The organism is Croceicoccus marinus (assembly GCF_001661675.2).
Taxonomy (GTDB): domain Bacteria; phylum Pseudomonadota; class Alphaproteobacteria; order Sphingomonadales; family Sphingomonadaceae; genus Croceicoccus; species Croceicoccus marinus.
Genome location: NZ_CP019603.1, coordinates 102,828 through 124,959, shown reverse-complemented (window position 1 = coordinate 124,959; position 22,132 = coordinate 102,828). Strand labels below are relative to the sequence as shown.

Genomic DNA, 22,132 nt, shown 5'->3' with positions numbered 1-22,132 from the left:
TCACGGCGCCGGATAGACCGGAATGGCTGCGGCCATCTGTTCATACATGGCCGGATCGAACCAGACATGTTCCAGATAATGGCCCAGTGTCGCCCGTTCGTCGGTATAGGCATAGCGCATCACATCGCCCAGCTCTCCGCGCCACACCACGGGATGCGTCGCCAAATCGAGCGAAGCCATGTAGGCTTCGAAATCGCTCCGATCGCCATCGACCCGCAAGGCCGCGTGATGAAAACGCATGGCAAAGCTGCCGTCCGTGGGTAGCACCTCTGCATGAAGCGGCGCCTGTCCGGGCAAAGGCTCGATAAGTTCGATCTCGACCCCGCCCACATTGGCCAGCGCGATTTTCATCCGGTACTCTGGCGAGGAGACCAGTCCGGGCGCATCGTTTTCGAACACGTGAAAGCGGGAAACGCCAAATTCGTCGCGCCAGATGGCCATCGCGCGATCGAGATCGCTGGTCACATAGGCGTTCTGGCTATGCCTTGCCCCGGGCCGTGAAAACATGATCTGCGCTCCTAGTTGTTGATCATTTTCCCGCCGTCGACCACCAGCGTATCGCCGGTGTGATAGCGGGACAGATCGCTGGCGAGATAAACCGCCGCGCCCCACAGATCGTCGGGCATTCCCGCGCGGCCGAGCGGGGCACGGGCTGCCACGCCATCGGCGATCATCTGGCCGATCTCGGGGTCCTTCATGGTCATTTCGGTGATGATGAAACCGGGCGCGATGACATTGCAGCGAATGCCATGGGGGCCCAGTTCCGCGGCCAGCCCCTTCGCCAGCCCCGCAAGAGCGCCCTTTGCCGCACCGTAATGCACCAGCGTCGGCACGCCCTGGAAAATCGATCCGCTGCCGCACAGGATCATGGAGCCGCCGGGATCGCCCGCCTCGGCTCGGGCCACCATGTGCCTGGCCACTTCGCGCAGGGTGAACACCACGCCGTGCTGGTTGACGTTCATCAACGCGTTATAGCTATCGGCATCCATGTCGATAAACGGCACCGGATTGGCAATGCCCGCATTGGCGACCACCGTGTCGATCCGGCCCATCGCCGCAAGCGCATCGGCCACGCCGGCCACGATCTGCGCTTCGTCGGTGACGTCCACTTCGGCGGAATGCACCTTGACGCCAAAGGCCCGCAGCTTTTCTGCCGCCTTGTCGTTGGCATCCTTGCGCCTGCCCCAGATGACGAGATCGCTGCCCGCACGCGCCATCCCTTCGGCAAAGGCAAAGCCAAGGCCCGAATTGGCACCCGTCACCAACGCAACTTTCCCGGTCAGATCGAACATTTTTTCTGTCATGTCGCCGCTACCCTCTCCGTAGCCGGCCTACCCGCTGTTGCCGGATGCGCCGCATATCTTTCGGTAGGACAAAGTTCGGCAGCCATCGCTTTTACGAATGCGCGACAGAAAAATGCCGCAAGGGAGATCGGGGGATGAAGCAAGACACCAAGGGTCAGGTGTTCAGGATCGGGGACATGCTCGCCCCCGTGCTCGACGACGCGCAAAAGGCCGCGCTGGCAGGTGCATCGCAAATGCACTTCGACTTTTCGTCGAAAGCGATCCTCGACGCCGCCAAGGCCCAGACCGGCCTGAGCGACTTTGGCAAAATGGACTTCGTCGAAAGGCTGGATTTGTGGTGCGAGTGCGTGGAGGAAGACGAATTCCTCTCGCCCGTGGGCCGCGCCGGTCTGTGGCCGATGTTCGTGCGCTATGCCGCGACCCGCCTGCGGGTAGAGGACCTGTGCAAGCGCCACCCGGAAATCCTCGATATCGACATCGACAGCCCGATCATCGTCGGCGGCCCGCCGCGTTCGGGCACCACCCATCTGCTCGGGCTGCTCTCTGCCGATACGCGGCTTCGCTCGCTCCCCTGGTGGGAAGCCATCGCGCCCGTCCCGGCCGCCGAAGACGCGCCGACGGCAAGCGATTCCAACCCCCGCTGGACCAAGGCGCAGGCCGGGTGGGAACAGCAGGACGCAGTCTTGCCGATGATGCGATACATGCATGAATTCTCGCCCGATCATATCAGCGAGGATATCGAACTGCAGGCCCTCGACTTCTCATCCTATCTGATCGAATGGCTGGCCTATGTTCCAAGGTGGCGCGACTATTACCTCAGCCATGACCAGAGCGGCACCTATGCCTATCTGAAGAAGGGGCTGCAGGTTCTTACTTTCCTGAAGGGGCCGAATCGCTGGGTGATCAAATGCCCGCAGCATATGGAACAGCTGCCCGTTCTGTACAAAACCTTCCCGGATGCGACCTTCGTGATCACGCACCGCGATCCGGTGGGTTCGATCCGCTCGACGCTGTCGATGGCGCTTTATGCTTCGCGCGTGCTGCGCACGAAAAGCGACCCGGAGGAACCCAAGGGCTACTGGATCGACCGGTACAAGACGCTGTTGTCGCGCTGCGTGCGCGATCGCGATTGCCTGCCGGAAGACCAGGCGATCGACGTCTATTTCCACGAATGGATCAAGAACCCCGACCCGATCCTCCGGCAGATCTATGCCAAGGCGGACCTGCCGCTGGACGAGGACACGTTGCAGGCCCTGCACCAGTATCACCGGGATCACGATCCGGCCGTCAACGGCAAGGTGAAGTTCGATCTTGAAGGCGATTTCGGTCTGACGGCCGAGGATATCCGCCAGCATTTCCAGTTTTATTTCGATCGCTTCCCGGTCGAAGTCGAAGTCAGATAATTCATCTACGTCACGGAGTAAGAAATGCCGAAAATCAATGTGATCGACCGATCTGGCGCCAGCACGGAAGTTGAAGCCGACAATGGGCTGAGCCTGATGGAGATCATCCGCGACGATGGATTCGACGAACTGCTGGCACTGTGCGGCGGCTGCTGTTCCTGCGCGACCTGCCATGTTCACGTGGAGGCGTCCTATTTCGCCAAGCTGCCGGAAATGACCGAGGATGAAAGCGACCTTCTCGACAGTTCCGACCATCGCAACGAAACCTCGCGTCTGGCGTGCCAGGTCGAAATGAGTGATGCGCTTGACGGGGTGACTGTCACCATCGCGCCGGAGGATTGACCATGGCCGATGCGCAATCCGAAGTGCTGGCCTTCTTCGAGGAGTGGAAGCCTACGCTGGGCGATATGCTCGCGTCGATGGAACGGCGCTTTACCGACAGGACGGTTTGGGAAAATGTCGGCATCTCGAAGACCACCGGATTCGCGGAGGCGAAAGCTTTCATGGACGGCTTTGCGCAGATGTACCCGATCGAAAGCGGCGAGGTGATCGTTCACCACGTCGCTTCGGACGGGAACGTGGTCTTGACCGAACGAACTGACAATTTCCATGACAAAAACGGCCAACTGCTCGTCTCCATCAAGCTCATGGGGATTTTCGAAATGGACGGCGACAAGATCGTGTCGTGGCGGGACTATTTCGATACCGCCAAGGGCTTTGGGTGATGTTCGCGGATAAGAAGATCTGGACGCAATTGCCGGTCCTTCCGGCAAACGAACTCGTACCGCTGGTCCGCCAATGGGAAGCGGCCGGAATCGAGGGGGTCTGGGTCCCGCAAATCTTCGGCCTCCCCTTCGTCACCCTTGCGGCAGCCGCAGCCGTCACCAGCAGGATAAAGCTGGGCAGCGGCATCGCGCTGGCCTTCACGCGTAGTCCGCTGGAGACGGCATGCAGCGTCATCGATCTGGACCACATCAGCGATGGCCGCGCCGTGCTTGGCCTGGGGTCCAGCGCGCAAAGCCAGATCGAAGGCAGCTTTGGCATGCCATACGGCAAGCCACTGGCGCATATGCGCGAAATTGTGGAGCAGGTGCGGGCGGTCATCGCCAAGGGCCACACCGGCGAACTACAGGTGCTGGCAGGCGAATATACTACGCTCGACCTGTCGCATTTCCGGCTGACGGGGCCAGCGCGCCGCCCTGCCATTCCGGTTTATCTGCCTGCCATTTTCGAAAAGGCATGCGAGCAGGGCGGAGAGATCGCCGAAGGGCTGCTGGGCCATCCGTTATGGACGACCCGCTGGATCGAGGAAAAGGTCGCCCCGCACTTGCAGGCAGGTCTCGACAGAGCCGGACGGGAGCGGTCGGCTTTCGATCTGAATCTGATGATATTTACCGTCATCAACGAGGATCGCGATGCGGCCATTGCGGATGCCCGCGCGAATATCGCGTTTTATACGCAATCGCCCCAGTATCTGCGCTATTTCAAGGCGATAGGCTTCGAAAAGGAAGCAGCGGCGATTCAGGATGCGTTTGCCCGGCAGGACTTTGCCGCGATGGAGGCGGCCTGCCCTGACGAGATGGTCAGTGCGATCACGGTGCTCGGTTCGGCTGAGGAGGTGAAAGCCCAGATAATCGAACGCGCACGCTTTGCCGATTCGATCACGCCCGTCGTGCCGCAATTCGGGATGGATGAAGCCAAGGCCGCCATTTATCGGGACCGCATCGCCGATCTCTTCTTCCCGGCGCCAATCTGATCACGCGAGAGCTATCAAGACTTAGGCGCTGAACAGACCTGCCAGAAGAAACCGCGCCATCGCATCGGCCCGGTCCTCGGGCGACGGATTGGCGGCGCCGTCACCAGGCAGATCAGGCAGAAGCCGGTCATGCATCGGGGCAAGCGCGAAATAGGATCCGACCCCGTGAACGAGCAGCGCCAATAATGCACCGGAATCGATCGGACGCAGCGCCGTGCCCGATCCTACCTGTTCCAGAAGGTCCTGAAGGCGGCGCTGGAACGGCAGGGTGAAGCTTTCCGTCATATAGTCGAGCCGCCAGCTCGGCTCGCGCCCTTCAAGGTGGCTCATGGCCACAATGTCCGAATTGATGATCGCCCAGCGGCAAAACCGATGAATCAAGTCCCGCAACTGTTCTTCCGGAGGGTGCGACGGGTCGAAGGCCAGTTCAACCTCGCGGGCGGCTTCCTTGAGCCGCCAGTCGACCGACGCCTTCCATAACTGCGACTTCTTGCCAAATCGCACATTGAGCAAATTGTGGCTGACGCCCAGTTCGCGGGCCATCGCGCGCATTGTCGCGGCTCCATAGCCATGCGTGGCGAACATGGCGAAGGCGGTCCGTAGCAGCGATGCCTCGTCAACCGATTCACCGGCATCCGCGCGTGGGCGCCCCCGGGTCCTCTCACGCCTGCGGGTAAGATGGCCTGTCATCTGGCCAGTTGCCCTGTCCGCCGCCCTGCCCTCTCGGGTGGAGGCGGGCGAATTTACATTTGCTGCATCCATCGACATAGATTGACAACTAAATTGTCATGTGTCAATTTAATTGCATAACGCGTATTGGGAGATGCGAGTCGAATATGACCGAAGCAGCCTGGTGGGCCGTTGCCCGCTCCGAAGAGATCAGCGCGGACAAGCCGCACAACGTCGATATCGGCGACCAACCGGTCGTCCTTTGGCGCGACGACAAGAAGGTCGTGCGCGCGCTTGAAGATCGCTGCCCGCATCGCCGGGCGCCCCTGTCGCTGGGTTGCATACTTGGCAATGGCGCGATCCAGTGCGGATACCACGGCTGGACTTATGACGGCGCAAGCGGGCAGCTGATCGACATTCCCAATCTGAAAAGCGATCGCAAATTCCCTCCTGTCTACAAGGCAAGGCCATTCGCCGTTCACGAGGATGCGGGCTTTGTACGGGTCTGCCTGGACGCCAAGGCCGCTGCCCCCGCACCTGACGATCGCGTCTTGCCGCTTTCGGGCACATCGATTGTGGCGCTGGATCACGAACACTGGATCGCCGCGTTGTTCGACGATCCTTCGCTGGTGCTGTCGATCAAGGGGGTGCGCTTTTCACCCTATCTGCTGACCGAATTGTCCGAGCAGCAAGGCAAGCTGGTGCTGGAACGATCATGCCAATGGGCATCGCCGCACTGGCCCGCACCCTTCACTTCCGATTTCCCGATCAGCCTGCGCATCGCCACCGATCCGGTAACTGGCGAGACGGACCTGACCCTGCTGGACGACGAGTTCAGGGCCCTGTTCCGCGCGGTTCTGGCGCCCGTTCCGGCCGCGCGCGGCGTTACGCAGGTGCGTTGGCGCGCCGCTCTGTCGCCCGGACGCCACCATCTGATGGCAAAGGCCATGGGCATCGGCACGCCGTTCAGGGTTTTCGACCATGTCGACGGAGCGGCGCTGCGGGTGCTCAAGCCGTCGGCGTCTATCCACGCCTCGGACCTGCGCGAAAGTATCGTCACGCGCAAATCCGGACCGCCCACAGCGCAGGAAGCCGCTGCCTGACCGCAGCCAAACCGAGAACAAGGAACAGATCATGCTCGACGTTCAAGACAATCCGGCTCCCGAGGTTCATGACGATCCGATCGCGGTCGATCCGCGCCAGTTCGCGGCCAAGGTCAATTCCTGGCTGCCGCACGATATCATGCTGACCGATGCATGGTTTCCGCTGGCCCACAGCTTCGCTGTTGCCAAGAAACCCATCCGGCGCGCTGTTTACTCGCACCCCTATTTCATCTGGCGGAAGCCCGACGGCAGTGTTGTGGCGGCGGAAACGCACCCGAATGACCAGCTTGCCGCGACGAAGAGCGAATATACCGACGAGGCCGGTCACTATCCGGTGATCGAGAAGTACGGCTATGTCTGGGGCTGGCTCGGCAAGCCGGAAAATGCCGCGCCCGAACATATTCCCAGCATTCCCTATCTGCCCGAGGACGGCGGCCTGCCGCTGCACATGCTCGGCACCGTGCGGTTCGATTGCTGCGCGCCGCTCAGCCTCGAAAACCTGATCGACCTTACCCATGCCGATTTCATCCACGCCGATGTCGTGGGCGACGAGAAGATGGACAAGGAAACGGTCGAGGTGTTCCACGACAGCGAGACCATCACCATGGTGCGGACCTGCGTGAACAAGTCCGTCGCGCCGATCATGAAGATCTTTGGCGGCGTGCGCGACGATGTGCAGCAGGTTCGACAGGTGATCCGCATCTATCTGCGCAGCCATGCCGCGATCGCTTATGGCCGCTTTACCCCGGGCGACAATGTCCAGCTGTTCCACCCCTGCGTTCCCGAAACGCGTGACCGGACCCGGCTGGATTATGCCATGAACACATCGAACGTGAAAAAGACCAATCTTTTCCGCTATATAATGCCCAAGGCGAGCTACAAGGTTTCGCGGCAGGACAGTTCCATGACCTCGCCGCAGAGCCCGCGCTACATGCGGCCGGAAAAGCGCAAGGATTTGCATTCGCCGCTGGACGAAGCCGGCCAGAAATATCGCGTGCTGATGCTGGCACTAGCCGAAAGACAGGCGCGCGGCGATTTCACCTATCGCGATAATGTCAGCTCTGATTGCAGCGACATTATAGGATATGAAAAAGCATGACCACACTGACCAATGCGACGGGGGGTGAGCGCAAGTGGTGGGGCGTGATGCCCGTTTTGCCCGCTCCGGTGATGGGCGGCATGGCAAAACAGATGGAGCAGGTGGGATTCGAGGGGGTCTTTTCGCTTCAGATCTATGGCGCACCCTTTGTGCCGATGGCCGCCGTCGCGGCGATGACCGATACGCTGAAGGTGTCGACCGGCATTGCGGTTGCGGGAACCCGCAGTCCGGTCGAAACCGCCTATTGCGCGATCGAATGCGACACGATCAGCCAGGGCCGTTTCGTCCTTGGCCTGGGCACCTCGCTGCACAGCGCGCTTGAGGGGATCTATGGCGAGCCGCATCGCAAGCTGCTGACCCATCTGCGTGAAGTGGTGAAGATCGTGCGTTACGTGAACGCCAACAGCCACAAGGACATGGAACCGCTCCACGGCGAATATTACGATCTGGAATGGACGGAAAAGATGATGACCGCGCCCCCGGTGCGCGAGAATATTCCGATCTGGATCGCCGCGCTCAAGGACAAGCTGACCAGCATGTCGCTGGAGATTGCCGACGGGCTGATGGTCCATGCGCTTTGGACGGTCGACTATACGGTTCAGAAGAACGATTTCATCCATTCGGAGCTGGCCCGCTTTGGCCGCAAACGCACGGATGTCGAAATCAATGCATGGCCATGGGTCGCCATCAATGACGACAAGCAGCAGGCGATCGACGACAGCCGTGCCACCGTGGCGGGCTATGCCGGTTACAAGGAATACGAAGACTTTTTCGATTCCATCGGTTTTGGCGATCTCGCACGCGATTGCCAGCTGGCCGCAGGCGAACATGGCGATGTTTCGGGCGTGATCGAGAAGGTCAGCGACGAAATGGTGCAGGCCTTCGTGAAATGCGGGCCGGTCGACGAAGTGCTCGAAGAACTCGAACCCTTCTGGGGCGTGGTGGATTCGCTCTGTCCGATGACGCCCTATCGCAATCTCACCATGGAACAGCTGACAAAGTATAATGAGGGGCTGTTCGCAATGGTGGCAGAGGCGAAACGCCGCGAAAAGTAGGACCGGCAGGCGGGACGGCAAAGCGCCATCCCGCCTTCCCCGGCTTTAGCCGACAGTCTGGCCGGCTTTGGCGGTCAGTTCTTTGCTGATGTCCCACAAGCGTGCGGCGCCTTGCTCGCTCTGCGCAGCGGCAGACAATGCTGCGGGCTTGCGCTTGGCGAGATACTGGCCGGTCGCATTTGGCGCCCCGCCCTTCGCCAGCAAGAGTATCGTATCCGCGCCCTGCTCGGGCGTCAGCGAGAGCGGTTTGCCAAGGAAATACATCAGCTTGACGGCAAGATTGCCGTGACTGTCGAAATTGGTTTGCACGACGCCGGGATGCACGCAATTCACGCGGATTCCGTCGTGCTTGACCCGTTTCGCCATTTCCCGCGTAAACAAGATGTTGGCCAGCTTGGACTGGGCATACGCATCGCTGGCGCTGAATGACTGCGCCTGCTTCAGATCATCCCACTTCATGTCCTTGATGAATTTGTGCGCGACCGATGCGGTCGTGATCACTTGTGATCCGGGCGCCGCCGCCTTCAGCAAGGGCAGCAGGCGGTGGGTCAGCAGGAAAACGGCAAGGTGATTGGCGGCAAAGGTCTGTTCAAACCCGTCGGCGGTTTCCATCCGCCTCGATGGCGTGGCGCCTGCATTGTTCACCAGTAATCCGATCCGGTCGGTCGATGCCGCTACCTGCGATGCGAACGCGTCCACCTTGTCCATGACCGACAAATCGGCCCTTATCATGTCGACCTGCGCCTCGGGCGCGGCGGACCGGATTTCCGCAAGCGCGGCTTCGCTGCGCGCGTGATCCCGGCCCTGCGCGATCACCCGCCAGCCATCGCGCGCCAGTTCCCGCGCGACGACAAGGCCGATGCCCGAGCTTGCTCCGGTTACGACTGCTGTTTTGATGCCGTGATACTCCTGCCCGCGATAAAGCCGGTCACCAGTGCCGGACCGACATTGCATCCATGCGCCGGAGACTTGCCCTGCCAGATCGAATTGGCATCCAGCCCGGCAGCCCAAAGGCCCGGAATCGGCTGACCGCTCTCATCCTTGACGCGGCATTGCGCGTCGATTTTTACGCCCACGGTCGTCGATCCGTCGCCGGGGAATATCTGGACCGCGTAATAGGGCCCCGCGCCAACCGGCCCGAAGCAGGGATTGGGCTTGTGCGCGGGATCGCCAATTTCTTGATCGATCAGCGTATCGCCCTTGCCGAATTCACTGTCGCGCCCGGTTTTCGCATCGGCATCGACCCGCGCAGCGGTTGCTTCCAGCGCCTTGGGATCGACCCCGATTTGCGCCGCCAGTTCGGTCAGCGTATTGGCCTTTTTCATATAGCCGGAAGCGACCAGCTCCTTGATCTTGCTGCCCCCCGGAAGCGACAGCCCCATGCCGTATTTCTTGACGTTCTTCGCGTTCGAAATGATCCATGCAGGCACATTGCCGGTGGCGTGCATGTCCTCGACGAAATGGACCCCGGCCTCATTGCCAAAGCGTTTGCCGTCCTTGCCGACGGCGATGCAGCCGGGCTTCGACATGTCGATCAGATGCGCATAGCGTTCGACATAGCCATCATCGCGCGTCCGCTTTGACACCACGGCCCAGACCGCATTGGCGTGGTTGTCCGTTCCCAGCACGGCGCCCGATGCCGTGGCGGCATTTATGCCGTCTCCGGTATTGTGATATGGAAGGATGGAAACATGCTGCTCGGCATAGGCCAGATAGACCTTGCGCATCTGTTCGTTGGCGGAAAATCCGCCGGCCGCCAGAACGACGCCCTTTGCGGCCGAAATTTCCGTCTGCTTGCCGTCTATGGTCGCGACGACACCCGTGACCCTGCCCCCATCGGCAAGCAGTCTTTCGACCGGCGCACTGCTGTAGAGGTCGACCCCCGCGTCCAGCACCGAACGGTAAAGCCTGCCCATCAGGGCGTTGCCCATCGTCAGGCGTGAGCCGCGGCCCAGCTTCTTCTTGTCGAAAGCGAAACGGATGGCGATCTTGGCCATGTACCACAACGCACCTGGCTGCGGCAGCTTGGCGATATAGGGCAGATCGAACAGATCGATCATCATACCGCCAGGCGCGTTGAATTCCTCGCGCGGCTTGGAAAGATTGTCGAAATCGGAACCGAGCTTTCTGCCGTCATATTCAGCCGGAGCCAGCAACCGCCCTTCGTGCATCGCGCCCTCTACCTCGGGGTACCAGTCGCTGGACGGGGGCGAGAGAAGGAAATGGACCGAACTATTGGCCTCCAGCCATTTCACCATTTCGGGGCCGGTTTCGATATAGGCTTCGATCAGCTCGCGCTCTGCCCGGTTGCCGACGACGGCAAGCGAGTAGTCCAGCGCCTTCTTCTTGCTGTCGTCCACGCCCGCCGCAACGGCTTGCGGGCTTTCGGGTATCCAGACCCCGCCACCGGAAATGGCCGTTGTCCCGCCGAAATGCGGCGCCTTTTCCAGCACGACCACCTTGCAACCCGCTTTTGCGGCGACCAGCGCTGCTGTCAGCCCGGCACCGCCGGAACCCATCACCACGACGTCATACTGCATCGAATTTCCCTTCACGCACACATGATCGATCGCATGGCCTTGTCGTCGATCCCCAACTGACCCGCACAATCGAGACCGTCCCAATATTCCCGCCACCAGACAATTTTGCCGGCATCATCCAGATCGAACACGCCGACGACATGGGTGGTGGTTTCCCGCCCGTCCTTCAACTGCCGGCATGTATCGACCCGTTCCGTGAAAACGGTCGATCCCGAAGCCGCGACCTTGCGAATATCGCAGGCGCATTCGTCATAAAGTTCGTATTGTCGCTCCAGCTCCTCGCAGATGGCGTCCGCGCCCTGCCTTACCGGAGCGATCGGCACGACCGGCTTATACTGGGCATCGTCAGCCAGCATCGCGCGCACTGCCCCCACGTCCAGCTTGCTGGTGTGGAACAGGGCGAGGAATTGCCTGACGACGGTCTCGGCGTTCATGCCAAACCTTCCTGCGCGCCGAAAAAGGCAGCGACCTTGCCGGTATCGAAATATTCGCGTCCGTGGACGATCAACCCGTCCCTGATCACGAACAGATCGTGATATTCATTGGCATAGACCCGGTCGCCGAAATGCATTTCCGAGCGCACCTCTGCTGCGACCGTGTCGCCTTCCGCGACCATGCCCACGATGCGAACCTTGCGGTGCGAAGCGGTCAGCAGCATGCCCTTTACTGCGTCGGTATAGGCTTTCCGGGATATTTCGCCCGATCCGATCATCCACCATGTGCAATCTGGCGCCTGCAATTGCTCGATCACCTCAAGCTCGCCCGCTTCGACCGCGCCGAGGAAGCGTCGCACGATATCCTTGTTCTGTTCGTTCTGGGCCATTTCGGTCTCTCTCCGTCGCCGCTTCATCACCCTGCCCAGCCCGTCCCGCCCCTTTCCTTGGACAGGTTGCTCCATCAGGTGCTCTGCGAAGCATGAGGGCAAGAGAGGAACATGCCGCCCATCGCGCCGCAGGTTCGAAAACAGACAGATCGCAAGGAGCTGACCCATGGATCCGCACGCCCCCGCCCAATATAAGAGTACAGTCGTCGACACGAATTGCGTGCCGCGTCCCTATCCCGCCCGCACGGACAAGCTGCCGACAAGGCTGGAGGATGTCGACGCCGAGTGGCTGGGCAGGATGATGAGCTATAAATATCCGGGCGTTGCGGCGCACAGCGTGGAAACCGTCCAACTGCTCAACAGCCACACGACGAAATGGCGCGTTAAAGTCGACTGGAACGATGCGGGCAAGGCCGCAGGACTGCCCGAGCATGTCTGCATGAAGGCGAACTGGTCGGGATCGTTCGACAATGTCGATATCCACGCCGTCGAAGCGCGCTTCTACCACTTCCTGATCGACGAAATGAAAGTGCCGACGGCAAAATGCTATTACGCCGACTGGGACGATGACGGCAGTGCGCATGGCTTCGTGGTGCTGGAAGATCTAGTGCAGCGCGGCGGCAAGTTCGGGCACAGTACCGATGCCAATGGCGTCGACATGATCATGGACAATCTCGAAGGCCTTGCCACGCTGCATGGCAGCCTTTGGGGAAGCGACAAGATCAGCACCGCCAATGCCCCATGGCTCCAGACCCAAATGGACACACCCGTCGACAGCGATCAGGTGCGGATCATGTGGCAATGGATCGAAGCCAATCTGGCGGACCCTGCTTTCCGCGCCGTCGCGCCGCAGCATTACCTTGACGATCCGCGCAAGCTGGAACGCGCATTTGACCGTTTGGGTGAGCTTGAGCGGGCCTATGATGCGCCGCATTGTATCGTGCTGGGCGACTGCCATCAGGGCAATACCTATATCCTGCCCGACGGCGACCGGCTCTGGCTGGACTGGCAGCTGGTCCGGCGCGGCCGCCCATGGCGCGACCTGACCTATTTCGTGATCGGCGCGCTCAGCATCGAAGAGCGCCGCAAGCATCACAAGGACATGGTGAAGCAATATCGCGAATATCTGATCGCGACCGGCGCGCAGGGGGTTCCCGACTTTGACGAGGCATGGGAGCAGACGCGGCTTTTCGTGATGTACGGATTGCAAGCCTGGGCCGCCAATCTCGATGAGTGGGGGCAGAACGGCCTTCCCATGAACGAACGCTTCTTCACGGCTGCCGAGGATTACGGCACGTGGCAGCTATTAGGAGAATAAGAATGGGTCTGGTCGAGGGCAAGATCGCCATAGTTACCGGCGGCGGTGCGAATATCGGGGAAGCCTGCGCCCGCATGCTGGCTGCGAACGGCGCGTCGGTCGCGGTTGCCGATATCAACGAGGAAGGCGCGCGGCGGGTGGCCTCTGGCATTGCAGAAGCCGGAGGCAAGGCCATCGCCTTGAAGGTCGATCTGGGCGATGAAGCCAGCGTCGCTGCTATGGTGGCGGCGACGATCGACGAATTCGGCAGGATCGATATCCTGCATAATAATGCCGCCAACACCGGCGCCCAGCAGATGATGCGCGACGCTTCTCTGGCCGAAATGGATCCGGAAGTGTGGGATGCCGCTTTCGACATCAATGTGCGCGGGACGATGTTCGTGACCAAGCATGTCGTACCGCACATGATCGCCGCGGGCGGCGGTTCGATCATCAACACCAGCTCGGGCGTTTCGCTGCTCGGCGATGTGCTCAATCCCGCCTATAGCGCGTCCAAGGCCGCGGTAAATGCGCTGACCCGCAATACGGCCACGCAGTTCGGGCGGGCCAATATCCGTTGCAACGCGGTGCTTCCCGGCCTTGTGCTCAGCCCCGTGGCGCGCGCGCAAATGACCGACCACCAGCTCGCCATGATCCAGCGCCACGTGCTTTTGCCCCGCGAAAGCGTTGCGGATGATATCGCGGGCGCCGTGCTGTGGCTGGCGTCGGATCTTGCGGGCTTTGTCACCGCCCAGATCATCTCGGCCGATGGCGGCATCGCCCACCACCAGCCCCATTACGCCGACATGCTGGACATGTTCGCAGCCATGCCGGGGTAACGGGACGAAACGCTATCGGTCAGATTGCCGGCATGATCTCCTCGGCAACCCAGTGCTGGCGGTCGATCCATGCCTGCTTGCCGGACAGGCCCGGCGGCAAGGGTACGATGGTTTCGGTAATACCCAGTTCCTTCAGCCATCCGATCTGGTCGATGATCTTCTGCTTGTCCTCGGTCCCCGGCGCACGGGCATCATCCAGAATTTCATGATGCGCACCGACGTTCAGCATTTCGAGGGCGAAAAACATCTCCAGCGGCCGACCGTCATATTCCGGTTGTGACTTGATGTAGTCGATGCAGTCGGGAAAGCTTTCGGGCGGTGTACGGAACGGCGACCAGCCATTGCCGAACTTCGCCACCCGCCGCTGAACCGCAGGCGCATCGCCGCCGAACCAGATTGGCACGTGCGGTTTTTGAAGCGGCTTGGGTGCGAAACCGCAATTTTTGAAGCTGACGAATTCGCCCTCGAATTCCGGATCGTCCTGCGTCCAGAGTTCGATCATCGCCGCAATATATTCATCCGCCATCGCGCCGCGTTTTTCGAACGGCACGCCCAGCATGTCGAATTCTTCTTTCAGCCAGCCGACGCCGAAGATCGGCTCTGCCCGACCACCCGTTAGCCAGTCGAGCGTCGACCATGCCTTGGCCTGCACGATGGGGCTTTGCAGCGGCAGGATGGAGATCGAGGATGCAAGGCGCAGGTTCTTCGTCTGCCCGCCATAAAAACCCAGCGCCACGGCGGTGTGGAAATACCAGTCGCCCGACAGTTCGATGTGTTCCTTGGGAATGATGAAATGTTCACCCAGCATGCATTTGTAGAAGCCGAGCCGGTCCGCGACTGCCATCAGTTCCCCGACATCGGCTCCGGTCAGCGGTTCCTCCCATGGCTGGACCATGGCGGCAACCTTCATGCTTTTGGGGATACCGATACTCAGTTTCATGACTGCCTCTCCTGCGCTGGTGTACCGGGCGGGTAACAGTCCGGCGCAGTCAACTTACCTGCCGGAAGAAAGGCGGTTTAGACACGCAATCCCCGTTCCTGCAGGAACTCCAAGTCGGCAGGCGTATCGAGATCGGCTGACAGACCCGTCCGCTGAAGTACCGGCATGGCAACATCCGCGCCGCAGTGAAGAATGCGACTGCCCTGCCCGAATTGGAACGAGAACGATCGACCGTCAGCCAGTGCCAATGCATTGGTGCCCTGCCCCAGGCGATCCGTGGCCAAGGCAGCGCCATGGCGGGTCGCAGCATCAAGCAGCGCATCGACATCGTCCCGAGCCAACAAGGGCAGGTCTGCGTGGATCACAAGTAGCGGCGACGCACCGAAACCGTTCCGAAACGCCGAAATCTCGGCATTCAGCCCCTGCCCGCCGTCCTTGGCCCACACGGCCGCAGGATGGTCGAAGGCTTCGTTCGAAAGCACGACGATCCGGTCGATTCCCGGACATTGCGCCAGAACGTCGATCACGTGCCGAGCCATGTCCAATGCCAGGCGCCCGCGTGCGTCTGCATCCAGCACGCCTTTCAATCGCGACTTTCCCGCAGGGCCGGTGCGGATCGGGACCAGCGCCGTCCATGCCATCAGCGCGTCAGTCGTTCGGCGAGATCCATGGCGGCGATCGCAACGCGGTGCCGATCCCGCGCCGTGTTCATAAGCGTGTCGGCTTCAGCAAAAGAAAGCCCGGAAGGCTGTGGATCGCCCTCGTGCACCAGCATCGCGTCCAGCAGTTCGCCGTAATGTTCGGCAATCGTCTGGTTCGTCACCGAAAGGCCAAGTTCGCCCATCAGCTTGGCCGTCGGCCCCTTGACCGCTTTTCCGCCCACCAGCGGCGACACGGCCACAAGCGGCGCATTCCTGCGTTCCAGCGCCTGCCGCAGGCCGGGAACCGCCAATATGGGATCGATGCTGAGCCAAGGATTGGATGGCGCAATCAGGATCATATCGGCCGCTTCGATGGCCGCCACCACGCCCGGTGCCGGCAAGGCAGCATCAGCACCTTCTAAGCGGATCGCATTGACGCGCGGTTCGCACCGCCGCGCCACGAAATAGCGCTGGAAAGGCAGCAATCCTTCGTCCGTTCTCACCCATGTCGCGACGGGATCGTCGCTCATCGGCAGGATCGTCAGGCCAAGACCCCATTGGCGGGCAAAACCCCGCACGATTTCAGACAAAGGCTGGCCCGCGTCCTTGGCCATGCGGCGCAAGACATGCAGCGCGAGGTCGCCATCGCCGAGGTTGAACCAGTCCTCGCCGCCAAGGCTCTTTACCGCGGCCATGAACGACCATGTCTCGCCTTCGCGGCCCCAGCCCAGGCTGACATTCGACAGCCCCGCCAGCGTGTAGAGCAAGGTATCAATGTCGGGCGAGATCGGCAGGCCGAAATGCTCGAAATCATCGCCAGTGTTCACGATCGCCGTCAGGTGAGTGCCGGGCACGATCTGCTGCAAGCCCTCGACCAGCTTGGCGCCGCCCACGCCTCCGGTCAGGACAGTGACACGTGCGCTCATCGGAACAAATCCTCCCCCGCCGGACGCAGCAGGTTCCGGCTGGTCTGGTCGCCGTGCTGCCATGGCAGGCCGCGCAGCACGCAGGCCGGCAAGCCCTCGGGGCCCTCGCCCATCGCAAGCCCAGCCGCCCCGGCTGCGGCATCGGCGAAGGCGATTTGCGTCACCTGCATGATCCGCCCGTCCCTGTCGGGTTTGCCTCGCTCATCGATCACGGCGGGGGGACCAGCCACGCCGATCGCCACATTGGTCGTCCCGATCCGCCATGGACGGCCAAAGCTGTCGGAGATGATGACACCAGGCCTGATGCCCGTTCGGGCGTGGCATGCATCGGCTATGCGGGCCGCGCTGGCATCGGGATCTTCGGGCAGTAAAAGCACCTTTTCCTCGCCACATGTACCCAGATTGGAAGCATCGATGCCGGCATTCGCCATCACATGGCCAAGCCGGTGCCGCGTTATCAGTACGTTGGGCACCGCTCTCACCACGTCGCTGGATTCGCGCAGTACCATCTCGACCAGCGCGGGGTCCTTATGGGTTTGGCGGGCAAGATCGCGCGCGCCGTCGCTAATATTGACCGACGAAAGCGCGACCATCCGGCCTTCCGATTTCGAAACGATCTTTTGCGTGACGACAAGAATATCGCCGGGCGCAAGGCCGGGGTCGCCCTGGGCAAGGCGGTCGGCCAGTATGGAAGGCAGGTCATCGCCACCATGGAATTCCGGCAAGTCGCCGACGGGAAATACGCTGAACATCGTCAATCGGGGGCGTTCAATTCGCCCGTGATGCGAATTCCGGCGCCATCGACCTTGTAGTTCTTGTTGATGAAAATCAGCAGCGAGGTCATCGCCTCGGCCGCCGCCGCGTTGACCAGCGGGCCGGCATGGATGCCGCGTTGCCCAATGGCTTCTGCCAGCGCGACAACTTCGGCACGTGCCGCCTTGTCGTCGCCGAACACCAGAATGTCGCAATCGACAAAGCCATCCTCTGCCAGGCGATGCGCCGCGACATTGTGGAACGCCGCGACCAACCGGACATCGTCGCCCAGCAGATTGCTGGCGCATATCGCTGCCGATCCTTCTTCAGGCAACTGGACGCGCATCACCTTGGGCGGAACGAGCGGGACAGTGGTATCGACGACGATCTTGCCGGCGACATGCGGCTTGATATCGGCCAGCGTCGCCGCTTGGGCGGAAAACGGCACGGTGACCAACACGATGTCGCCCGCCTGCGCCGCATCGGCATTGGCCATGCCGGTCAGCCCATGGCCGAGTTCCTCTGCCCGGGCAATGGCCGCTTCGGCAGAGCGCGATCCGATGATCACCTGATGCCCTGCCTTGGCAAGCCGCCATGCAATGGCGCTGCCGAGATTGCCCGTACCGCCGACTACTGCGATCGTCTGGCTCATAAACTAATCCAATCCTGTCAAATTATGCGACGGTCTCGCCCGCGGCCAGACCGTAAAGCGTGGTGCGTTCCTGCAGGCGGCGACCGATGCCATGGGCCAGCGCGCGCATTTCGGGAACACCGAATTCCTGTCCGTTCACCCCGCCCGCAGCGCGCGTGATCGATTCGTCCATCAGCGTCCCGCCCAGATCGTTGGCACCTGCCTGAAGTATGTGGGCCGCCCCCTCCGGACCCAGTTTTACCCAGCTGACCTGAATGTTCGGAATGGCACCGTCCAGCGCAATCCGCGACACGGCATGCATCAGCACTGTTTCGCGCCATGTCGGGCCGGAACGGGTTTGCCCGCGGCGCCAGTTCGGTGCCTCCATATGGACGAAAGGCAAAGGCACGAATTCGGTGAAGCCGCTGCTTTCCATCTGCAATTCGCGCAGGCGCAGCAGATGCGTGGCCCAGTGGGCATAGGTTTCGACATGGCCGAACATGATGGTGGATGTTGTCTTCAGCCCCACCTTGTGTGCCGCCTGCATCACCGCCAGCCATTCGCCGGTCGAAAGCTTGTCGGGGCAAATGATGTCGCGGATATCATCTGACAGGATTTCAGCCGCCGTCCCCGGCAAGGTTGCCAGCCCGCATTCCTTGAGCGAAGCGAGGTAATCTTCGTAATCCAGCCCCAGTGTGGTGGCGCCGTGATGCACCTCCAGCGGCGAGAACGCGTGCACATGCATGTCCGGCACCGCATCCTTTACCGCTTGCACGATCCCGCGATAGGTGTTGCCGTCATAGCTCGGGTGGATGCCCCCTTGCAGGCACACCTCGCTCGCGCCGCGTTCGCGCGCCTCAACCGTGCGGCGGGCGATTTCGGCATGGTCGATATTATACGCCGGGCCGCGCTCGCTCTTGGTGCTGCCCTTGGAGAAGGCGCAGAAGCCGCAACGGTAAAGGCAGATATTGGTATAGTTGATGTTGCGATTGATCACATGGGTGACATTGTCGCCCACCCGGTCATGCCTCAGCTCGTCGGCAACGCGGCAGATCCGCTCGAAATCGCGGCCTTCGGCCCCGAACATCCTTTCGATGTGGAACGCGCCGAGCTCCTCGCCGTGCTCGACCCGGCCCAGGGCTATGCGGATTTCCTTGTCCCCTCCGATACCGATGGATAGCGGCCTTTCCGGTATCGCCCCGCCGGTGCCGGGATGCCAGTCGCTGTCACGCGGTAATCCGCGCGCATCGGTGGCCCTTCGAATGCGCGGCTGAAGCGCCTCGTCCGTCCACAATCCGGGTGCACGAGCGAATGCCGGGCCGATGGCAAGCCGCTGGCGCAGGTGCCGTCCGGCCTCCTCGGTCTGGGTCTCCAGCTGCTCAAGATGTGGCCAGGGCGCTTCGGGGTTCACATGGTCGAGCGTGACCGGCGAAACCCCGCCCCAGTCGTTGACGCCCGCACGGATAAGCTTGCCCAGCTGTCCCGGCTGCAGGTTGGGCGGTGCCTGCACCACCATTTCCGCCAGAAGTATCAAGCGGGCAGCGGCTATCGTCCAGAGATGTTCGTCGAGCCCGATATCGGGCGTTGCTGCCATCAGCGTCCCGGGCTTGGCGCGGAAGTTCTGGATGATGACTTCCTGGATATGGCCATGGCGCGCATGCAGATCGCGGATCGCAAGCAGTGCCTCCACCCGTTCCAGCCGCGTTTCGCCAATCCCGATCAGCAGGCCGGTGGTAAAGGGCACCTTTGCCTCGCCAGCATCGCGCAGGGATTGCAGGCGGACTTCCGGTATCTTGTCGGGAGACCCGTAATGCGGCATTCCCTTGCCGCACAGCCGTTCCGACGTGCTTTCCAGCATCAATCCCATCGAAGCCGAGACCGGACGCAGCTTTTCGTAGTCGGCAGCCGTCATGATCCCGGGGTTGAGATGCGGCAGAAGGCTCGTTTCTTCGAGGACGAGCGAGGCGACATGCGCCAGATAATCCAGCGTGCTGGCGAAGCCGCGCTCGTCCAGCCACCGGCGCGCGGCGGAATAGCGGGCCTCGGGCTGGTCGCCCAGAGTGAACAATGCTTCGCGGCAACCGCGCTGTTCGCCCGCGCGGGCGATCTCAAGCACTTCTTCCGGTTCGAGGAATGGCGCCGTCAGTTGCGACGGGCGGTGAGCGAACGTGCAGTAATGGCAGACATCGCGGCACAATTTCGTCAGCGGTATGAAAACCTTGCGCGAATAGGTGACCACCGCGCCATGCGCCGCAATCGTCTTGGCCTCGGCCTCTGCGGCCAGTTCGTCCAGCGAGAAACGCTCCAGCCTGTCCAGCCAATCGCGCGCTTCGGTCCTGTTCCACCAATATGCCATATCGCGTTACATTCTCTTTCTTGCGGCTGCGAGGCCGCGGATCGTGGTGAGCGGATCGGCATGCCCAGGAAGCGCGGCGATAAGCGTGGAAACACCCATCGCTTCCATCCTGGCCATGACCCCTGCCACGTGGTCTTCAGGTCCCGCGATCGTATCGAAATCCTGCAGGAATTCGGTGAGCCCCATCTCGTCCATCAGCCGAACGTTGCGTCCGCCGACCACGACATGTTCCGATGGATCATAACGTGCCTGAAAAGCCTGGACGAGCGGGCGGACATTATCGGGCAGCATCGCCAACGTCTCGGGCGTACGAAAGGCCATCGCATTGACGGCAATAAAAGCCTTCAGGTCGTCGATGGCCTGCTGCCGATGCTCTCGCACCGAAATATAGCTGGTCACCCAGATGTCGAGCGCATCGGCATCGCGGCCCGCCCTGGCGGCGGCAACGCGCAACTCAGCAATCCTCTGCTCCAGTGCATCGAGGCTCTGGTCACCTGCAAACAGGATGGCCCCATCGGCAAGCTCTCCTGCAAGCGCGAGAGCCTTTGGGCCGAAAGCGGAATAATAGATCGGAACCTTGCGCGCGAAGCGAAGCGATTTGACGGGCCGCCCTTCCCACTCGATCTCCTCGCCGGCGAAAAGCTGGCGCAGGGCGACAAGTTCGGCCCGCACTTCCTTTTGCGTGGCCGGTGCGCGCCCCACGGCCAGGACCGTGCTGCCCCCTGTCGCAAATCCCATGACCGCCCGCCCGCCCGTCAATTTGTCGATGGTGGCAAAGGCACTCGCCGCGACGAGCGGGTGGCGCATGAACGGCGATGTCACAAGCGAGCCGATCCGCGCCTTGGGCGCTTCAAGTGCCGCCAATGTCATGGAGGTGACCATTTCATGCCAGCCGGCCGGCGAATCCCCGACCGTGACCAGATCATAGTCCAGCTCCGCCGCCAGCCTCACCTCGCTGCGGAACAAGTCCAGCGAGGTGCCCCACATCGAACAGATACCCAGCTTCATCGGCCTCGCCCCCAGCAAACGCAACGGGCCGGCGGCGCAACGTGACTGCGCTGACTATCGCCGCGTTCCCTATAGCGTCCTGGTCCTGCGTGGATCATTTCCTGCTCAGATATTGGTCCGGTCGGCGCCCTTGAGGTCAAGGATCTGGCGCGCTTCGTCAGGCGTTGCCACGGACAGGCCCATACCCTCTACGATGGCTTTTGCGGTCGCGACTTGTTCGGCGTTGGTTTCCGCCAGTCGGCCCGGACCGGCCCAGAGCGAATCTTCAAGGCCCACGCGAACATTGCCGCCCATCGACGCAGCCATGGCGACGATGCTCATCTGCCGTGCGCCGGCGCCCAGCACCGACCATTCGTACTGGTCGCCAAACAGCCTGTCCGCCGTGCGCTTCATGTGCTGGATATCTTCAGGGTGGCTGCCGATGCCGCCGAGGATGCCGAAGCAAGTCTGAACGAACAGCGGAGCCTTCACCAGCCCGCGATCGAGGAAATGCGCCAGGTTGTACAGATGGCTAGTGTCATAGCATTCGAACTCGAACCGCGTGCCCAGCGGGGAAAGCAGTTCCAGCAGCCCTTCGATATCCTTATAGGTGTTCTTGAATACAAGGTCGCGAGATGCCTCAAGCGTGGCCGGCTCCCAGTCGTATTTCCAGTCCTTGTAGCGGGTCAGCATCGGGAACAGGCCGAACCCCATCGAACCCATGTTGAGGCTGGCGACTTCAGGCGCGAAACGCGTTGCCGGCCTCAGCCTTTCTTCCAGCGTCATCGAGGGATGGCCGCCGGTGGTGATGTTCAGCACCGCATCGGTCCGCTGCTTGATGACCTTGAGGAAGGGTTCGTAGAGATCGGGATTCTGGTCCGGACGCCCGTCCTTGGGATTGCGGGCGTGCAAATGAATGATGGCCGCACCCGCGTCAGCCGCGCCGATGGCCGCTTCCGCAATCTCGTCAGCGGTCACCGGCAAATGCGGCGACATGCTCGGCGTATGGA

General features: G+C 61.5%; 24 protein-coding genes. 9 read left to right on the top strand and 15 right to left on the bottom strand.

Annotated features, from left to right (window positions below; all coding sequences use genetic code 11):
- Nucleotides 1-507 (bottom strand): VOC family protein, encoded by a 507-nt coding sequence (locus A9D14_RS14855; protein ID WP_066849604.1) that lies wholly within the window; start codon nt 505-507, stop codon nt 1-3.
- An 11-nt stretch (nt 508-518) separates the two neighbouring features.
- Nucleotides 519-1,292 (bottom strand): SDR family NAD(P)-dependent oxidoreductase, encoded by a 774-nt coding sequence (locus tag A9D14_RS14850; RefSeq protein ID WP_232469074.1) that lies wholly within the window; start codon nt 1,290-1,292, stop codon nt 519-521.
- Nucleotides 1,293-1,348: 56 nt separating this feature from the next.
- On the opposite strand from A9D14_RS14850, the gene A9D14_RS14845 reads away from it, so the two are divergent.
- From A9D14_RS14845 to A9D14_RS14830, 4 genes are read left to right on the top strand one after another with little or no spacing between them, the layout of a single operon-like run.
- The gene (locus tag A9D14_RS14845; protein ID WP_232469071.1) at nt 1,349-2,707 is read left to right on the top strand and encodes a sulfotransferase family protein; all 1,359 of its coding nucleotides are present in this window, start codon (nt 1,349-1,351) and stop codon (nt 2,705-2,707) included.
- Between the two features lie 24 nt (nt 2,708-2,731).
- Nucleotides 2,732-3,049: a 2Fe-2S iron-sulfur cluster-binding protein gene (locus A9D14_RS14840; protein ID WP_066849592.1), complete on the top strand. Its 318-nt coding sequence runs from the start codon at nt 2,732-2,734 to the stop codon at nt 3,047-3,049.
- Nucleotides 3,050-3,051: 2 nt separating this feature from the next.
- Complete coding sequence (locus tag A9D14_RS14835; protein WP_066849590.1) at nt 3,052-3,432, top strand: limonene-1,2-epoxide hydrolase family protein; 381 nt, start codon at nt 3,052-3,054, stop codon at nt 3,430-3,432.
- Nucleotides 3,432-4,463, top strand: a complete 1,032-nt coding sequence (locus A9D14_RS14830; RefSeq protein ID WP_066849588.1) for an LLM class flavin-dependent oxidoreductase — start codon at nt 3,432-3,434, stop codon at nt 4,461-4,463. Before A9D14_RS14835 ends, A9D14_RS14830 begins: the two co-directional genes overlap by 1 nt.
- Nucleotides 4,464-4,484: 21 nt before the next feature.
- Here A9D14_RS14830 and A9D14_RS14825 read toward each other — a convergent pair whose 3' ends face one another.
- Nucleotides 4,485-5,015 (bottom strand): TetR/AcrR family transcriptional regulator, encoded by a 531-nt coding sequence (locus A9D14_RS14825; protein WP_232469069.1) that lies wholly within the window; start codon nt 5,013-5,015, stop codon nt 4,485-4,487.
- A gap of 284 nt (nt 5,016-5,299) precedes the next feature.
- Here A9D14_RS14825 and A9D14_RS14820 point away from each other — a divergent pair, with 284 nt between their 5' ends.
- From A9D14_RS14820 to A9D14_RS14810, 3 genes are read left to right on the top strand one after another with little or no spacing between them, the layout of a single operon-like run.
- Nucleotides 5,300-6,235, top strand: coding sequence for a Rieske (2Fe-2S) protein (locus tag A9D14_RS14820; RefSeq protein WP_066849583.1), 936 nt, complete (start codon nt 5,300-5,302; stop codon nt 6,233-6,235).
- A 31-nt stretch (nt 6,236-6,266) separates the two neighbouring features.
- On the top strand, nt 6,267-7,334 hold the full coding sequence (locus A9D14_RS14815; RefSeq protein WP_066849581.1) for an oxygenase: 1,068 nt from the start codon (nt 6,267-6,269) through the stop codon (nt 7,332-7,334).
- Nucleotides 7,331-8,389 carry an LLM class flavin-dependent oxidoreductase gene (locus tag A9D14_RS14810; RefSeq protein WP_066849577.1) on the top strand — a complete coding sequence of 353 codons (1,059 nt, stop codon included), beginning with the start codon at nt 7,331-7,333 and terminating at the stop codon, nt 8,387-8,389. Before A9D14_RS14815 ends, A9D14_RS14810 begins: the two co-directional genes overlap by 4 nt.
- Before the next feature lie 45 nt (nt 8,390-8,434).
- On the opposite strand, the gene A9D14_RS14805 is transcribed toward A9D14_RS14810, so the two are convergent.
- From A9D14_RS14805 to A9D14_RS14790, 4 genes are read right to left on the bottom strand one after another with little or no spacing between them, the layout of a single operon-like run.
- Nucleotides 8,435-9,343 (bottom strand): SDR family NAD(P)-dependent oxidoreductase, encoded by a 909-nt coding sequence (locus A9D14_RS14805; RefSeq protein WP_066850655.1) that lies wholly within the window; start codon nt 9,341-9,343, stop codon nt 8,435-8,437.
- Nucleotides 9,268-10,929, bottom strand: coding sequence for an FAD-dependent oxidoreductase (locus A9D14_RS14800; protein WP_066850656.1), 1,662 nt, complete (start codon nt 10,927-10,929; stop codon nt 9,268-9,270). The genes A9D14_RS14805 and A9D14_RS14800 overlap by 76 nt, the downstream gene beginning before the upstream one ends.
- 11 nt (nt 10,930-10,940) lie before the next feature.
- A complete protein-coding gene (locus tag A9D14_RS14795) occupies nt 10,941-11,363 on the bottom strand; it encodes a limonene-1,2-epoxide hydrolase family protein (RefSeq protein WP_066849574.1) in 423 nt (140 codons plus the stop codon).
- Nucleotides 11,360-11,752, bottom strand: coding sequence for a nuclear transport factor 2 family protein (locus A9D14_RS14790; protein ID WP_066849571.1), 393 nt, complete (start codon nt 11,750-11,752; stop codon nt 11,360-11,362). The genes A9D14_RS14795 and A9D14_RS14790 overlap by 4 nt, the downstream gene beginning before the upstream one ends.
- Nucleotides 11,753-11,918: 166 nt before the next feature.
- On the opposite strand from A9D14_RS14790, the gene A9D14_RS14785 reads away from it, so the two are divergent.
- Both A9D14_RS14785 and A9D14_RS14780 read left to right on the top strand, forming a co-directional pair.
- A complete protein-coding gene (locus A9D14_RS14785; RefSeq protein WP_083988089.1) occupies nt 11,919-13,070 on the top strand; it encodes an oxidoreductase family protein in 1,152 nt (383 codons plus the stop codon).
- A 2-nt stretch (nt 13,071-13,072) separates the two neighbouring features.
- Nucleotides 13,073-13,888 (top strand): SDR family NAD(P)-dependent oxidoreductase, encoded by an 816-nt coding sequence (locus tag A9D14_RS14780; protein ID WP_232469067.1) that lies wholly within the window; start codon nt 13,073-13,075, stop codon nt 13,886-13,888.
- 19 nt (nt 13,889-13,907) lie between these two features.
- Here the strand turns inward: A9D14_RS14780 and A9D14_RS14775 are convergent, their stop codons facing one another.
- From A9D14_RS14775 to kce, 8 genes are all read right to left on the bottom strand, one after another.
- Entirely contained in the window at nt 13,908-14,828 is a 921-nt protein-coding gene (locus A9D14_RS14775) for a TIGR03619 family F420-dependent LLM class oxidoreductase (RefSeq protein WP_066849569.1), read from the bottom strand.
- A gap of 77 nt (nt 14,829-14,905) precedes the next feature.
- Entirely contained in the window at nt 14,906-15,469 is a 564-nt protein-coding gene (cofC, locus tag A9D14_RS14770) for a 2-phospho-L-lactate guanylyltransferase (RefSeq protein WP_066849566.1), read from the bottom strand.
- The gene (gene cofD, locus A9D14_RS14765) at nt 15,469-16,395 is read right to left on the bottom strand and encodes a 2-phospho-L-lactate transferase (protein ID WP_066849563.1); all 927 of its coding nucleotides are present in this window, start codon (nt 16,393-16,395) and stop codon (nt 15,469-15,471) included. Before cofD ends, cofC begins: the two co-directional genes overlap by 1 nt.
- Complete coding sequence (gene cofE / locus A9D14_RS14760) at nt 16,392-17,147, bottom strand: coenzyme F420-0:L-glutamate ligase (protein ID WP_066849559.1); 756 nt, start codon at nt 17,145-17,147, stop codon at nt 16,392-16,394. The genes cofD and cofE overlap by 4 nt, the downstream gene beginning before the upstream one ends.
- Nucleotides 17,148-17,149: 2 nt before the next feature.
- Entirely contained in the window at nt 17,150-17,800 is a 651-nt protein-coding gene (gene npdG / locus A9D14_RS14755) for an NADPH-dependent F420 reductase (protein ID WP_066849556.1), read from the bottom strand.
- Nucleotides 17,801-17,822: 22 nt separating this feature from the next.
- Nucleotides 17,823-20,135 (bottom strand): 5-amino-6-(D-ribitylamino)uracil--L-tyrosine 4-hydroxyphenyl transferase CofH, encoded by a 2,313-nt coding sequence (gene cofH / locus A9D14_RS14750; RefSeq protein ID WP_066849552.1) that lies wholly within the window; start codon nt 20,133-20,135, stop codon nt 17,823-17,825.
- Nucleotides 20,136-20,141: 6 nt separating this feature from the next.
- Nucleotides 20,142-21,143, bottom strand: a complete 1,002-nt coding sequence (locus A9D14_RS14745; protein WP_066849550.1) for an LLM class flavin-dependent oxidoreductase — start codon at nt 21,141-21,143, stop codon at nt 20,142-20,144.
- Nucleotides 21,144-21,248: 105 nt separating this feature from the next.
- Nucleotides 21,249-22,118 carry a 3,5-dioxohexanoate:acetyl-CoA acetone transferase gene (gene kce / locus A9D14_RS14740; protein ID WP_463054481.1) on the bottom strand — a complete coding sequence of 290 codons (870 nt, stop codon included), beginning with the start codon at nt 22,116-22,118 and terminating at the stop codon, nt 21,249-21,251.
- Nucleotides 22,119-22,132 lie beyond the last annotated feature (14 nt).

Bases quoted from the DNA above. Each gene is read 5' to 3' on its own strand.
- A9D14_RS14855 (WP_066849604.1), bottom strand. From the start codon at position 507: ATGTTTTCACGGCCCGGGGCAAGGCATAGCCAGAACGCCTATGTGACC.
- A9D14_RS14850 (WP_232469074.1), bottom strand. From the start codon at position 1,292: ATGTTCGATCTGACCGGGAAAGTTGCGTTGGTGACGGGTGCCAATTCG.
- A9D14_RS14845 (WP_232469071.1), top strand. From the start codon at position 1,349: ATGCGCCGCATATCTTTCGGTAGGACAAAGTTCGGCAGCCATCGCTTT.
- A9D14_RS14840 (WP_066849592.1), top strand. From the start codon at position 2,732: ATGCCGAAAATCAATGTGATCGACCGATCTGGCGCCAGCACGGAAGTT.
- A9D14_RS14835 (WP_066849590.1), top strand. From the start codon at position 3,052: ATGGCCGATGCGCAATCCGAAGTGCTGGCCTTCTTCGAGGAGTGGAAG.
- A9D14_RS14830 (WP_066849588.1), top strand. From the start codon at position 3,432: ATGTTCGCGGATAAGAAGATCTGGACGCAATTGCCGGTCCTTCCGGCA.
- A9D14_RS14825 (WP_232469069.1), bottom strand. From the start codon at position 5,015: ATGCGCGCGATGGCCCGCGAACTGGGCGTCAGCCACAATTTGCTCAAT.
- A9D14_RS14820 (WP_066849583.1), top strand. From the start codon at position 5,300: ATGACCGAAGCAGCCTGGTGGGCCGTTGCCCGCTCCGAAGAGATCAGC.
- A9D14_RS14815 (WP_066849581.1), top strand. From the start codon at position 6,267: ATGCTCGACGTTCAAGACAATCCGGCTCCCGAGGTTCATGACGATCCG.
- A9D14_RS14810 (WP_066849577.1), top strand. From the start codon at position 7,331: ATGACCACACTGACCAATGCGACGGGGGGTGAGCGCAAGTGGTGGGGC.
- A9D14_RS14805 (WP_066850655.1), bottom strand. From the start codon at position 9,343: ATGCAATGTCGGTCCGGCACTGGTGACCGGCTTTATCGCGGGCAGGAG.
- A9D14_RS14800 (WP_066850656.1), bottom strand. From the start codon at position 10,929: ATGCAGTATGACGTCGTGGTGATGGGTTCCGGCGGTGCCGGGCTGACA.
- A9D14_RS14795 (WP_066849574.1), bottom strand. From the start codon at position 11,363: ATGAACGCCGAGACCGTCGTCAGGCAATTCCTCGCCCTGTTCCACACC.
- A9D14_RS14790 (WP_066849571.1), bottom strand. From the start codon at position 11,752: ATGGCCCAGAACGAACAGAACAAGGATATCGTGCGACGCTTCCTCGGC.
- A9D14_RS14785 (WP_083988089.1), top strand. From the start codon at position 11,919: ATGGATCCGCACGCCCCCGCCCAATATAAGAGTACAGTCGTCGACACG.
- A9D14_RS14780 (WP_232469067.1), top strand. From the start codon at position 13,073: ATGGGTCTGGTCGAGGGCAAGATCGCCATAGTTACCGGCGGCGGTGCG.
- A9D14_RS14775 (WP_066849569.1), bottom strand. From the start codon at position 14,828: ATGAAACTGAGTATCGGTATCCCCAAAAGCATGAAGGTTGCCGCCATG.
- cofC (WP_066849566.1), bottom strand. From the start codon at position 15,469: ATGGCATGGACGGCGCTGGTCCCGATCCGCACCGGCCCTGCGGGAAAG.
- cofD (WP_066849563.1), bottom strand. From the start codon at position 16,395: ATGAGCGCACGTGTCACTGTCCTGACCGGAGGCGTGGGCGGCGCCAAG.
- cofE (WP_066849559.1), bottom strand. From the start codon at position 17,147: ATGTTCAGCGTATTTCCCGTCGGCGACTTGCCGGAATTCCATGGTGGC.
- npdG (WP_066849556.1), bottom strand. From the start codon at position 17,800: ATGAGCCAGACGATCGCAGTAGTCGGCGGTACGGGCAATCTCGGCAGC.
- cofH (WP_066849552.1), bottom strand. From the start codon at position 20,135: ATGGCATATTGGTGGAACAGGACCGAAGCGCGCGATTGGCTGGACAGG.
- A9D14_RS14745 (WP_066849550.1), bottom strand. From the start codon at position 21,143: ATGAAGCTGGGTATCTGTTCGATGTGGGGCACCTCGCTGGACTTGTTC.
- kce (WP_463054481.1), bottom strand. From the start codon at position 22,118: ATGTCGCCGCATTTGCCGGTGACCGCTGACGAGATTGCGGAAGCGGCC.